We start from the raw sequence: 13,702 nt of genomic DNA, 5'->3' as shown, positions 1-13,702 counted from the left end.
TTCCCCGCTCACGCGGGGGTGTTTTCAATACTTACACCCATTTCTCCAGAACAGCATCCAACTCAGAGAGCTCTTCTGACGAGAATGTAGATGGCTTGTCCAATGCCCTCAGGTTCTGGAGCAACTGTGCCTTGCTGCTGGCGCCAATGAGTACACTGGTGATGCGCTCATCCTTAAGCAACCAACTGATAGCCAGCTCAGAGAGGCTCTGCCCACGACGTTTGGCTACCTCGTTGAGTTCATTAAGCAGGGCGACTCTCTCTTTGGTGATTGAATCAGCCTTCAGGAAGCGGTTCTCACTTGCCCGCGAGCCTTCTGGAATGTTTCCATCAAGATAGCGTGAAGTCAACAATCCTTGTGCAAGGGGAGAGAAACAGATGGTTCCTGACTGATTGTTCATGGCATCCAGCAAACCGTTCTCTTCCACCCAGCGGTCCAGCATCGAGTACCGCACCTGGTTCAATACACAGGGAGTTCCCATTTCTTTCAGCAATTTGATTGCCTTTACGGCTTCTTCTGCACGGTAATTGCTGATTCCCACATACAGGGCTTTTCCTTGATGGACCAGATGGGCAAGCGCCCCCATGGTCTCCTCAAGAGGGGTGTTGGGGTCAGGGCGGTGGTGGTAGAAAATGTCCACGTACTCAAGCCCCATTCGTTTCAGGGACTGGTCACAGCTGCTGATCAGGTACTTGCGACTACCCCACTCACCATATGGACCTGGCCACATATAGTAACCAGCCTTACTGGAAATAACCAGCTCATCCCGGTAAGGAGCAAGGTCGTGTTTCAGAATGGAACCAAACCGCTCTTCTGCACTGCCAGCCGGAGGGCCGTAGTTGTTCGCCAAATCAAAATGGGTAATACCATTGTCAAATGCAGTAGTAAGAATACTCCTACATACTCCTCCATCAGCCTCTGCACCAAAATTGTGCCAGAGTCCCAGGGAAAGCTCAGGAAGGCGAAGCCCGCTCTTTCCTGCATACCGATACTTCATTGAATCATACCTAGTTTCATTAGCTGTATACATCATGAATCTACTATAGCGCACAAGTTGGTGTGGTCAAAGTCTTTTTGCCTGTGGTATAGTCAGCACATGCAAATCCTTATAGACACCTTTACAAAACTGGTCTCTTTCGACTCGGTCTCCTATGAGGAAGACCAGATCGCACGCTTCTTGGAAACAGCACTGCTTCAGGCAGGACTCCATACAGAATACGATGATGGGGAGAATTTGTATGGCTTCCTTCCCGGAAAAGGCCAAACCATTCTGCTCAATGCCCATATGGATACTGTCAGTCTAGCCCGTGGAGCAAAGGTTGTCGAAGATGGCGATCTTCTAAGAAGTGACGGAACCACCGCTCTCGGCGCTGATGACAAGGCAGCTATCGCGGCCATCCTGGTCGCTCTCGATACCATAAAACAGCAAAAGATTGCGCATCCAAATATCGTGGTACTCTTCACCAGAAGTGAAGAACAAGGACTGGTAGGAGCACAAAGTATTGATATACGTAAGCTCTCTTCCGTATCCCATGGATTCACGTTCGATGCCGCAGGCCCCGTGGGAGGAGCGATCAGCGCTGCCCCATCACAGGACAAGATAGAGGCGGTATTCCATGGAAAGGGAGCCCACGCCGGTTTCAAGCCAGAGACTGGTATCAGTGCCATCCAGATGGCAAGCCAAGCTGTCAGCTCAATGCACTTACTTCGCGTCGATGAGGAGACCACTGCAAATGTAGGGTCATTCATTGCTCCGGGAGCCAAGAACATTGTATGTGACAAGGCAACCCTGGTTTTTGAGGCAAGAAGCCTTGACCCAAACAAACTGGCAGCACAATCGTCCAGCATGATTGATGCAATGAGAAGTGCGGCTAAGGATCATGGCGGAAGCGTCGATATTACCCATGAACATCAGTATGAGGCATACCACCATAGGGAAGATGCAACAGTATTGAAGCACTTCAAGGAGGCGTGTAGGAGACTGGGAATGTCTGTGCGTCTTGCCCCGACACTCGGGGGAAGTGACGCAAATGTCTTGAACACGCTAGGTATAGAGACCCTTGTCTGTACCTCTGGTTATGAAGAACCTCATACAAAGAGTGAATACATCCCCAAGAAGGAACTGGAAAATCTGTTCTCCTTGGTATTGGAGTTAATTACATTATGAAACACATTGCAATGCTTGGTTGTGGGGCAGTTGGAGCCCTTTATGGTCTACGATTACATAATCTGCTAGGTGATGAGCATCTCTGCTTTCTCGTTGATGAGAACAGAAAGAAACGGTATTTGCAACAAGGCATATACCTCAATGACCAGAGAGCCCCCTTTCGATACTGTACAGGCGAAGAAGCACCGGTAGCAGATCTTATCATCATTGCCACCAAGAACCATCACCTAGAGGAAGCTATTTCCATGCTGAAACCTGTTGTTGGACCAGATACAGCCATTCTTTCCTTGCTCAATGGAATTGAAAGCGAACGGGAACTCTCAAAGGCTTTTGGGAAAGAGAAAGTACTCTATGGTTTTGCTGTAGGACTGAATTCCACACATGTTGGTAATCATATCACCTATACCAAGGAAGGCAGGATTGTCTTCGGCGAAAAGAGCAATGAAAAAACTGAACGAATCAAGGAGATCTCCGCTCTGTTTGACAGTGCAGGTGTTTCCTATGTAGTTCCAGAGAACATTGAGCGTGAACTCTGGAACAAGTTCATGCTCAACACTGCGTACAACACAATAAGCGGATTACTCTCTGCAACCTATGGAGATCTGGATCAAGAGCCGGTATGGAATCTTGCGCAGCAAGTATGCAAGGAAGTACAGAACGTCGCAAAGGCTGAGGGAGTCTTCCTCCCTGATTCCCTCATTGAGGAGAACCATCGCATCGTAACTTCCCTTGGGTTTACAGGAAAAACCTCCATGTGCCAAGACATGGAGGCTGGAAGAAGAACAGAAAACAAGTGGTTCAGTGGGACAGTGATCAAGCTGGGAAAGGTCCATGGAATCCCTACCCCCACCTGTGAAGTTCTCTCAGCCTTGGTTGAGGCAAGAGAGAATATAAGCCTTAGGCTCGCCCAAGCTCAATAAGCGCTTCCTGTTTTGCTTTTTTCAGTGTCTCTACCAACTCATTGAGCTTCCCGGGTGAACATTTTCCACAGTAGATATGAAAGTCGATGTCAGAGGCTGGGACGTTCTTTGCCATCTGGAGCAACAGGGGTTTTTCCAGGATTCTTACTGCCGGGACATTATATTTTTTTGCAAGACCATCGCGAGCAAGGAAGAAGTGCTTAAGAAAAACCTTCTCATCTTTTGACAGGTACTTCCAGGAAGAGAACTTGGTCCAGCCTGGTTTGTCAGGACCTTTGCTCTTCCCCACTACCTGCATTTGCTCGGCTACTTTTGCCTCTAAACCCTTCTCCGCAACCGATGCAATGAGAAACTCTTTCAATGCAAATAGATGTTCCACATCACTCAATGCATACTGGATCTGTTCTGGCCTCAAAGGACGTTTGAGCCAATTGGTCATCTGGTTCTTTTTCTTGTTTGACATCGGCTGTTTAGGAATTTCTGGAAGATACCGTTCTACCAATCCACTGAGATTTCCCATATAGCCCAGGACCATGGCAGGAACCCTGATATCATACACATTTTCCATAATAATTCCATACTGCTTTCTTACCAGAGCGGAATCACTGGCACAGTCGAACATCACTTTCTCCAGTGAGGTATCTTCCAAAAACTCCTGCAAGGAATCCTTGGAGAGGGTGAAGGGATCTACCAAATAATACGATTCTCCATCAAAAAGCTGGATAAGACAAAGATGCTCCCCATAGATATGGAGATTAAACTCCCCTTCAAAATCCATGGCAACCGATACAATGCCACGTTCTCTCCATGAGGTACGTAGCTCCGCTAAGGCAGAATCAGAATCAACGATGGTATAATTAAGCATAGGGTGAAAGCATACCAAATACTGAGAGAATAGAGAACCTATTCATACCACTTGCAGCGAAAATGTTTGACAGATGTATAATTACTTTCCTTGTTACTCGTAAAAGTATATTTATATCTAATTTGTAATATAAATTGTATATATTTTTCTTGATTATGCAATTTAATATTCTTTTTGTAATTTTATTTTGAACTAATAACGTTATGAAATTGATTTTTTTGAAATTCTTTCGCTATTTTTGAGAAACCCCTTAACACGATAAAATAATATCGATATCTTATAGACAAACAGATTCACCTAAGGAGTCATCAATTATGAGCGTTATGAGTTTTTCCATTCCCAGAACCATCTACTATGGAGAAGGTTCCCTTGATAAACTTGCCCAGCTTCAGGGCAAGAAAGCAGCTATCGTGACAGGCGGCAGTTCAATGAAGCGTTTCGGCTTCCTGGACCAGGCTGAATCCCTCCTGAAGAAAGCAGGCATCGATTCCATCCTGATCGACGGTGTTGAACCGAACCCATCCGTGGAAACAGTACAAAAGGGCGCCAAGGCAATGCTTGACTTCTCCCCTGATTGGATTGTCGCGATCGGAGGCGGATCAGCACTTGATGCGGCAAAAGTCATGTGGTGCTTCTATGAACATCCTGAGCTTGCCTTCGAGGATATCATCCAGCCGGGAAGCATGCCCTCCCTTCGAAACAAGGCAAAATTCATTGCAATCCCCTCAACCAGTGGAACAGCAAGTGAGATCACTGCGTTCTCGGTTATCACCGATACAAAGAAGCACATCAAGTATCCGATCGTTGCTGCCGACATGGTCCCAGATATTGCCATCCTCGACCCATCACTGCCCATGACCATGCCGAAGCACATCACAGCCAATACCGGCATGGATGTAATGTGCCATGCAGCAGAGGCTGTAGTCTCTACCGCAGCAACCGCATTTACCGATCCTTATGCCATCCAGGCTATCAAGATGGTCCTTGAACATCTTCCAGTCGCTTACCACGAACCGAAGAACCTGAAAGCCAGAGAGGCAATGCACGAGGCATCAGCCTTGGCAGGCATGGCCTTCACCAATGCATCCCTTGGCTTGGTTCACTCCATGGCTCACAAGATTGGTGGGGAATTTGGGGTAACCCACGGATTGGCAAATGCCATTCTTCTCCCCTATGTAATTGCCTACAACAGGAAGTTCACTGACAAGTACGCATATGCTGAGAAGATACTCGGTGTTGCCGACCTTGCACAGGCAATCAAGGAGATGAACCAAAAGATGGATATCCCTTCCTGCTTCAGGGATTGCAGTGAGGTTGACTTCAACGAGGAGAAGTTCAAGGAAGTCTTGCAGAGAATGAGCCAAAATGCGTTTGAAGATCCCTGCACCTTGACCAATCCAGGCACTCCTACTGCAGCTGATGTACAGATGCTGTATGAAGCGGCCTATTATGGAACAGAAGTCAAATAGGACGTTCTTTGTAGGACATACACTGAGAGCCACCGCAAGGTGGCTCTCTCCTTACGCTGCTTATGCAATTTCCTTTGGGAGGAAGATGTTGAGCAGGATGCCGATCAGGGTGGCAAGTGCAACTCCAGCCAGGGTGAACTCCAGGTTCTCTCCCATGGCAAAGGAAAGCATACCGCCACCGATTCCGATTACCAGTATCACACTGCTGATCGTCAGATTGCGCTTGTCTTCATAGTTGACACCAGCATCGACCAGGGTACGCAAACCGCTTGAGGCGATGGTACCGAAGAGCAACATGGAGATACCACCAAGTACTGGGTTGGGGATCGTCTGGATCAATGCGCCAAACTTCGGGAAGAACGAAAGGAAAATTGCCACAACAGCTGCACCACCGGTTACATACACACTGTACACACGAGTGAGCGCAAGCACCCCGATATTCTCACCATAGGTTGTGTTGGGCGGCCCTCCCCACAAGGATGCCCAAAGTGTTGCTATTCCATCACCGGCGATGGTCCTGTGCAAACCTGGATCCTTGTAGAAATCCTTTCCTACCACCTTGCTGATCGTAAGTGTATCGCCAAGGTGTTCACAGATGGTTGCAAGGGAGACCATGATAAAGGTGATCGCTGCAACAATATTGAACTTTGGCAAGGTGAAGGTGGGAAGACCGAACCAGGCAGCTTCCTTGATTGCTGCAAAATCGATCAAGGCATACTGGGGAAAAATCAGGCCGATGGCCAGGGCAAAGAAGTAACCACCAAACAACCCGATCAGAATAGGAATGATACTGAAGAACCCCTTGCCAAATATATTCGCAACAATGGTCAAGGAGAGGGTAACGGTCGCGATCAACAAGAAATAGAGACTGTATTCACCACTTCCGTCATACATTGCCATGCCCATGGCAGTAGGTGCCAAGTTCAAACCAATGACCACGATGACTGATCCGATGACTACAGGAGGGAGAGCCTTGTTCAGCCAGTTGTGTCCACTTCTCTTGATGATGAAAGCCACCAGCATATAAAAGAGGCCGGAGACCACTGCTCCACCCATTGCATAGGGAACCCCATAGGCACTGCTGATTGCAACCAGGGCCGGGATGAATGCAAACGAGGAACCAAGGAACGCTGGGACCTTTGCCCCGGTGATCAGGATGTAGATCAGTGTACCGGTACCTGCGGTAAAGAGGGCAGTACTCGGACTGAGACCGGTAAGGATCGGGACGAGAATGGTCGCACCGAACATTGCGAAGACATGCTGGACACTCAGGGGAATCCATTGTCCCATCGGTGGTTTGTCGGCCGGACCATACTTCATGGCGTTGGATGGTTGATTTGCCATCAGAAAGCTCCTTGGGTCTGCACACAGAAAACGCACTATGGGTGTTGTTTACAGACTGAGGGGATGATGACTTGCAGGAAGTCTCTCCATCCTATCGAGAAAACGGAAAGTTTGGGAAGTGTAAATCTGTATGATTATGCAAAATATCTTGGAAATCAACACCGAAGTACAACATTATGCCTTATCTCCTGAACAAAGGAAGCAATGCACCGTATAGGAACAGCAGTGGGGATGCAAGCAATACAGCAATTATCCCTACCACCAAAAGCAAGGGGTTGGAGAGCATCCGGTCATACCAAACGGGCAATTCAGCACATGTATTTCTTTCTCGTTTCATGGGTCATCCTCTCTTTCTGTGAACAGGATACCCTACACTATGTGACATCTGATGTCACACTACAGTTTTTTTGCGGCTTCCCACATCTGTGCAACAGACTGCTTGTAGCGAAGAACAAACTCCTCGGGAGCGATAGGACGTGCATCGGGTCCATACGAGAGAAGTGTTGAGAGGATCTCCTGAAGGTTGGACACAGGAAGGATGACCTCTAGGGCTTCCTTGTCCTCCTCTTGTACCATTCGTTGCTTCTGCTCTGGATGCCAATTCTGGGTGCTCAGTGTATGGATGGCCCATCCATACACGCGGAAGGTGACATAGGTAACCTCATTACCCATAAATATCCCATACCCAGAGTTAATGAAGTCATCGAGCTCTTCGTCAGAGAACCTACTCTTCATACGGTCTCCCCTTATCTGGGCAAGCTGTTCGATCCTGGAGAGATGAAAAGTCCTGAGTTGTCTGTGCTGCATATCAAAGGCAAGCAAGTACCACCTTCCACTATAGTTGACCAACCGCAGGGGTTCGATATGCCTATGAGAGTGAACTCCCAGTGCATTGCGATAATGCATGCTCATTCGCTCTTCACTCTTCATCGCTGAACAAATCTTGTTGAAAACCTCATAGTCAGGCCAGTCCTGTACTGGGGTAATGAAGATGATCTTATCGCTCAGGGAGCGGTAGTGTTTCTCAACTCCGCTATCAATGCCTTCACTGATCATCTCCGTCAGGTCAGACATGATACCTTGGGATTGGGCCAGACTCTTCACGATGGCGTTGAGCACCAACATACGCTCATTCGAGTTGGAGAAAAGGGTATAAGGAGTCTGGTAATGATACCAGTTCCTGGAACGGTCAAATGCAATGGGAGCTCCAAGATGCTCACGCAAGTAGGTGATGTCCCTCAATACTTGCCTCCGTGAGATGGAGAACTCTTGTTCAATGAGGGAGGTCTTCACGCCTCCATTCTCCTCAATACTCCGGTTGATGAATACGATTCGTTCGAGCTGGCTCATGTGGCCAGTATACTATAAAAAGGCTCTTCCCGGGGGAAGAGCCAATTTGAAACAATGCTATATCTTCTGCTTACTGGGCAGCTTTCAATTTTGCCTCGAGTTGGTCGAGGAAAGAGGAAAGTTCCTTTGGCAGATGATCACCAAACTTCGGGTAGTGATTGGTACGGACGTCTTCGACTTCCCTGAGCCAACCATCTACATCGACAGAGAGAAGCTCTCTCATATCTTCTTCGCTTACGCCTTCAGGAAGGTCGATTGCATCAGCTGTAGGCATGATACCGATCGGGGTATCAACTGACTTCGCAGTACCGTCACAGGCTTCGAAGACCCACTTCAGGACGCGGCTGTTTTCACCAAAACCGGGCCAGAGCCACTTGCCGTCTTCGGTCTTTCGGAACCAGTTGACGTAGAAGATCTTGGGAAGCTTGCTCTCGTCCGTTGCAGCCTTACCAACGTTGATCCAGTGCTGGAAGTAATCTCCCATGTTGTATCCACAGAAGGGAAGCATTGCAAACGGATCACGGCGGATGGTACCGACCTTGAGGTCGAGGGCCGCTGCAGTGATCTCAGACCCAACGATGGAGCCGAGGAATACGCCGTGGTTCCAGTCGTAGCTCTGGTGAACAAGAGGAACGGTATGGGCTCTTCTTCCACCAAAGAGGATTGCACTGATGGGCACACCCTTCGGGTCTTCCCATTCACTTGCAATACTTGGGCACTGGGCTGCAGGGGCGGTGAAGCGGGCATTGGGATGTGCAGCAGGCTTCTGCTCCTTGTTTCCCTTGTCCTGGACCCACTCATTACCATGCCAGTCGATCAACTTTCCAGGAGCATCATAGCCTATACCTTCCCACCATACATCGTTATCCTCTGTGAGTGCACAGTTGGTGAAGATACTGTTCTTGGATGCACTGACCATTGCGTTATAGTTGGACTCATTGGAAGTTCCTGGAGCAACACCGAAGAATCCAGCTTCTGGATTGATCGCATACAGCTGTCCATCGGAACCATACTTCATCCAAGCGATGTCATCACCAACGGTCTCTACCTTCCAACCTGGGATGGTCGGAACAAGCATTGCGAGGTTGGTCTTTCCACATGCGGAGGGGAATGCACCAGCGACAAACTTGCTCTTGCCTTCAGGGCTGGTTATCTTGAGGATGAGCATATGCTCTGCAAGCCAACCTTCGTCATGAGCCAAGACTGAGGCAATGCGCAGTGCAAGACACTTCTTGCCAAGCAGTGCGTTCCCGCCATAACCTGAGCCATAGGACCAGATCTCGCGGGTTTCTGGGAAGTGGGAGATGTACTTCTGCTCAATGGGAGCACATGGCCACTGGCCATTGTCACTCTCACCTTCTGCAAGCGGCTTGCCTACAGAGTGGTAGCAAGGTACATACTCACCATCGGTTCCGAGCACCTCAAGGACCTTCTCACCGACACGGGTCATGATCATCATATTGATGACAACATAGGCACTGTCAGTAAGCTCAACACCAATCTTTGCAATCGGGGAGCCAACAGGACCCATGGAGAAAGGAATAACATAAAGGGTGCGTCCCTTCATGCAACCGCGGTAAAGACCGGTCATGGTCTCTTTCAAGGCAACTGGGTCAATCCAGTTGTTGGTCGGCCCTGCTGCTTCCTTGTTCTGTGCTGCGATGTAGGTTCTGTTCTCAACGCGAGCAACATCAGAAGGGTCTGAGTTGTAAGCAATACTACCAGGCTTCTTCTCAGGATTCAGGGGTACGCAATAGCCACCAGCAATCTGCTGTGCAACCAATTCGTCGTACTGGGCGGCACTACCATCGGCAATGACGATTTCTTCAGGGGTCGTGAGTTCTGCAAAATCCAGAATCCACTGCTTGAGCCCAGAATGCGTAAGATTTGCGACGTTCATGGACTACTCCTTCATAATAGGGATGCACAATTCACTACAATTAGAGGAAATGTGTTTTTCCTATCTTACTGATTTTTCAATCTTTAGCAATATAATGGGCTATAATTTTTGTAATATTTCTTGTTTTTTTAAAACAGAGTCCCATGGAACCGCGAATTGAAGCTCAGATAGAGTTCAGGGGGAACATCCTCGGGAATATCAAGCAGGTAATCCGAGATTTTTCGGATCCGTTCCTTCAAGCTGTCCTTCTTGTTCGCTTGAGCTTCCTTCAATGCTTCCAGACTTTCCAGGATGATCTGCTGGCTGTTTCTCACTTCCTGGATTGCCATCTTGAACCGCTGGCTCAGGTCAAGAATGATCTGCTTTGTGGCTTCAGGGTGTGATGCAATAAATGCAGGGAAACTCTCCTGGGAAATCTCAACCAGCTGGCAATCGCTGAGGGCTACAGCTGTGGCATTGCGTGGTTCCTGTTCGAACAACCCCATTTCTCCCAAGCTGGAATTGGGCTTGGATATCTCGAAGAGCTGGAATTGCTGGGGTGTATGGTAGTTCAGGTACAACCCGACAGTACCACTTTTCAGAAGAAACATGGTGGAACAAGGCGAACCCTGTTCATAGATGATGGTTCCCTTCTGAACTTCGAATACCGGGTGTTTGTCATCGTGTGTATCACTCATGGGCGACCTCCTCATCTACCAACAAGTATACTATTACCTGTGACAACAGTACAAGGGAAGCTTGCAACCTGCAATTTCTGTGATAGACTTTCTGCTATGGAAGCAAAAGGGGTGCCTAAGAAGGAAAAGTTTGCCTATGGGTTCGGCTGCTTTGGCCAGAACATGCTCTACAATCTTATGGCAAACTTTCTGCTGTTCTTTTATACAGACATTTTTGGTCTCCTGCCTGCAGCAGCAGGGATGATTCTTCTGCTTGCCAGGATGTGGGATGCAATCAACGATCCTCTGATGGGAATGATTGCTGACCGCACACGTTCTCGTTGGGGGAAATTCCGTCCCTATCTCTTGTTCACCCCGATTCTCTTCGTACCTTTTGCGGTGGCTGCCTTCAGTACCCCTGACTTCTCCCCAGGAGGAAAAATCGCATGGGCAGCGTTTACGTATATCAGCTTCGGCATGATTTACACGGCCAGTGATGTTCCCTTTTGGGCAATGAGCAGCACCATAAGCGAAGACACCAAGGAAAGAAGCAGCATAGTTGTCTACCCTCGTTTCATGGCGACCGTTGCCATCGCCTTGGCAACCTTGGCTACCCAGCCATTGATTCTTCTTTTCTCGGTGGAAGGAAAACCGGAACGTGGCTACCAGATGACAAGCCTGACATATGCGCTGCTGACCGTCATATGCTTTCTCATCGCCTTCCTGTTTGTGAAGGAGCGTGTCTATACCGACGGACAGGAAAAACCCAGATTTTCCGAAATCCCCAAGGTCTTTCTGGACAACAAGCCACTGTTGCTTGTTATTCTGAGTGGACTGTTCACCGGTATCGCACAGACAGGGAAACTCTCCATGCTGATCTACTATGCAAAATACAACCTCCAGAATGAATTGCTCTATACCCTGCTTGCAGGGATCAACATCCCATTCATCCTTATCGGGATTGCAACCGTCCCCTACCTGACCAATAAAGTCGGCAAGAAGCGTGCGTGTGTTATCTATTATGCCATCTTTGCTGCAGGCAGTCTGGGATTCTTTCTTACCGGCTGGGACAACTTCTTTGTACTGTTGTTCTTCAACTGCATCAGTTCGATCGGGATGGCAAGCCCACAGGTAATCCAGACTGCCATGATTGCTGACACCATCGAGTACGGTGAACTGAAAAGCGGGAAACGCAATGAAGGCACAATCTTCAGCAGTCAGACATTCCTTGCAAAGCTTACCGCAGCTGTCACTTCGATCATCATAGCCTCCACCCTCTCCTTGGTTGGTTATATTCCCAATATGGCGCAGAGCAGCTCAACCCTTTGGGGAATCCATAGCCTTACCACCCTACTCCCATTCCTCGCCAGCATCTTCGGTATTATCCCAATCCTCTTCTATCCGCTGAGTGAGGAGAAGCATCACCAGATTGTCGAAGAGCTCCACCGACGTCGAATGGCTTCAGATTGACAGAGAAGGGGCACACCACTACCCTTAGGAACATGACAGAACTCGCACTTCCTGCAGGATCCCTGCAAGCAGCACTGACGGCCTTCAAAGAAGGGGCAGATGCTGTATATCTCGGGCTGAAAAGTTTTTCCGCTCGTGCAAACGCCACCAATTTTACCTTCGAGGACTTGGCAAAGCTTCGCCAAGTTGCGCTTGCTGAAGGGAAAAAAATCTATGTTACCGTAAATACGCTCATTGAAGAATCAGAGTTGGATGAGGCATACAAGACACTCAAGCATATTGACTTCATCGGTTGTGACGGCATCATCGTCCAGGACCTAGGCTTGATCAACCTTGTGAAAACCTATGCCCCTAACCTCTCTCTCCATGCAAGTACCCAGCTGGCTGTACATACCATTGCCGGGGTACAAGAACTGGTTCGCCTTGGGTTCGAACGAGTGGTGCTTGCCAGGGAACTGACGTTCCAGGAGGTCAAGCGAATTCGTGAAGCGTGTAAGGATGTGGAACTGAAGGTATTCATCCACGGCGCCCTCTGCTATAGCTTCTCGGGACTCTGCACAGCCAGCGAACAACTATGTGGCAGAAGTGCAAACAGGGGTAGCTGTGCCCAGATCTGCAGGAACTACTTCACTGTAGAACATGACAGTGCTGTGCCGAGTGCGCTTTCCCCCATCCCACAAGGAGTCAAGGATGGTTGGTTCTTCTCCATGAGTGACATGAAAGCGGGCCCTGTTGCAAAAGAACTGGAAAAGCTGGGCATCGAAAGCCTCAAGGTGGAAGGAAGGATGAAAAGCCCTGCCTATACCGGTTTGGCGGCACGTTACTACCGTGCGGTCCTTGATGGGGATGAGAGCGCAGAAGAGCTGGAAGAGGCCCTCTCAGTGGTCTTCTCCCGTCGACAAACCTCTGGTTGGTTGGCCTCCTATGGACGAGAGAAACAAGACTTCACCATCAGGAGAGCCCCTACCCTCGGAAGTACAAGCTACCCAGGTCATCGTGGCATCAAGGCTGCAAGGATCACGCTGGTCAAGAGTGATTCAGTGATGGTTTCCTTGCTCACCGATGTAGCACTCCGGGATGGTTTGATGTACTTCATCCGAAGCCAGAGGCAACCGATCGATACCATCAAATTTGGTATCAACTCCCTGATAGACCAATGGGGCAGAAGCATTACCGAAGCCTATGAGGGGGAGTCTGTGGCAATACCACTGCCAGCCAATGCTCCCCGTCCACACACCGGTGAATTCTTCTACCTGATCAGCCGACATGACCAGAATCCTGCCCTGATCAGTGAGGCACTTCCCCTCAGCAAGCATCCACTAGCCATGACATTCACCCTGGAGGATGGATCGTTGTCGATCCAATGTCCCTATGGGGAAGCAACATACGAAATTCCCACAAGCGAGGCTCGAAAACCCCAGGAGACAGAGGCAAATATTGTCTCCATTTTCAGCCAAAGTGATACATCTTTTCTCACCCTTGGCTCGATCAACCTCGTGAATAAAACACAGCTCCCGCTTGAGCAGATATTCCTACCGCTCTCAGTTCTGAAGACGATCAG

General features: G+C 48.8%; 12 protein-coding genes. 5 read left to right on the top strand and 7 right to left on the bottom strand.

Annotated elements, in window-relative coordinates; all coding sequences use genetic code 11:
* Window positions 1-31 precede the first annotated feature (31 nt).
* Window positions 32-1,030, bottom strand: coding sequence for an aldo/keto reductase (locus tag AB7S66_RS07575; RefSeq protein ID WP_428518839.1), 999 nt, complete (start codon window positions 1,028-1,030; stop codon window positions 32-34).
* 66 nt (window positions 1,031-1,096) lie between these two features.
* Here AB7S66_RS07575 and AB7S66_RS07570 point away from each other — a divergent pair, with 66 nt between their 5' ends.
* Entirely contained in the window at window positions 1,097-2,167 is a 1,071-nt protein-coding gene (locus tag AB7S66_RS07570; RefSeq protein ID WP_428518838.1) for a M20/M25/M40 family metallo-hydrolase, read from the top strand.
* Window positions 2,164-3,087, top strand: a complete 924-nt coding sequence (locus tag AB7S66_RS07565; RefSeq protein WP_428518837.1) for a ketopantoate reductase family protein — start codon at window positions 2,164-2,166, stop codon at window positions 3,085-3,087. The genes AB7S66_RS07570 and AB7S66_RS07565 overlap by 4 nt, the downstream gene beginning before the upstream one ends.
* Here the strand turns inward: AB7S66_RS07565 and AB7S66_RS07560 are convergent.
* Window positions 3,065-3,952 (bottom strand): HRDC domain-containing protein, encoded by an 888-nt coding sequence (locus AB7S66_RS07560; RefSeq protein ID WP_428518836.1) that lies wholly within the window; start codon window positions 3,950-3,952, stop codon window positions 3,065-3,067. The two genes, AB7S66_RS07565 and AB7S66_RS07560, sit on opposite strands and share 23 nt — an antisense overlap.
* Before the next feature lie 314 nt (window positions 3,953-4,266).
* Here AB7S66_RS07560 and AB7S66_RS07555 point away from each other — a divergent pair, with 314 nt between their 5' ends.
* On the top strand, window positions 4,267-5,421 hold the full coding sequence (locus AB7S66_RS07555) for an iron-containing alcohol dehydrogenase (RefSeq protein ID WP_428518835.1): 1,155 nt from the start codon (window positions 4,267-4,269) through the stop codon (window positions 5,419-5,421).
* Between the two features lie 60 nt (window positions 5,422-5,481).
* Here AB7S66_RS07555 and AB7S66_RS07550 read toward each other — a convergent pair whose 3' ends face one another.
* The 5 genes from AB7S66_RS07550 to AB7S66_RS07530 all read right to left on the bottom strand — a co-directional run bounded on the left by AB7S66_RS07550 (window position 5,482) and on the right by AB7S66_RS07530 (window position 10,692).
* Window positions 5,482-6,765, bottom strand: coding sequence for a uracil-xanthine permease family protein (locus AB7S66_RS07550; protein ID WP_428518834.1), 1,284 nt, complete (start codon window positions 6,763-6,765; stop codon window positions 5,482-5,484).
* A 181-nt stretch (window positions 6,766-6,946) separates the two neighbouring features.
* Complete coding sequence (locus AB7S66_RS07545; RefSeq protein WP_160525745.1) at window positions 6,947-7,102, bottom strand: hypothetical protein; 156 nt, start codon at window positions 7,100-7,102, stop codon at window positions 6,947-6,949.
* Between the two features lie 59 nt (window positions 7,103-7,161).
* Window positions 7,162-8,115 (bottom strand): helix-turn-helix transcriptional regulator, encoded by a 954-nt coding sequence (locus tag AB7S66_RS07540; protein WP_237446251.1) that lies wholly within the window; start codon window positions 8,113-8,115, stop codon window positions 7,162-7,164.
* A gap of 70 nt (window positions 8,116-8,185) precedes the next feature.
* Entirely contained in the window at window positions 8,186-10,015 is a 1,830-nt protein-coding gene (locus AB7S66_RS07535) for a phosphoenolpyruvate carboxykinase (GTP) (protein ID WP_428518833.1), read from the bottom strand.
* Window positions 10,016-10,143: 128 nt separating this feature from the next.
* Window positions 10,144-10,692 (bottom strand): Crp/Fnr family transcriptional regulator, encoded by a 549-nt coding sequence (locus tag AB7S66_RS07530; protein ID WP_428518832.1) that lies wholly within the window; start codon window positions 10,690-10,692, stop codon window positions 10,144-10,146.
* A 39-nt stretch (window positions 10,693-10,731) separates the two neighbouring features.
* On the opposite strand from AB7S66_RS07530, the gene AB7S66_RS07525 reads away from it, so the two are divergent.
* Entirely contained in the window at window positions 10,732-12,141 is a 1,410-nt protein-coding gene (locus AB7S66_RS07525; RefSeq protein WP_428518831.1) for an MFS transporter, read from the top strand.
* Between the two features lie 32 nt (window positions 12,142-12,173).
* Window positions 12,174-13,702 (top strand): peptidase U32 family protein (locus AB7S66_RS07520; RefSeq protein ID WP_428518830.1); only part of this gene is annotated, 1,529 nt, incomplete at its 3' end.

The organism is Sphaerochaeta sp., assembly GCF_050178175.1.
GTDB lineage: Bacteria > Spirochaetota > Spirochaetia > Sphaerochaetales > Sphaerochaetaceae > Sphaerochaeta.
This window is presented reverse-complemented; position numbering and strand designations above follow the sequence as displayed.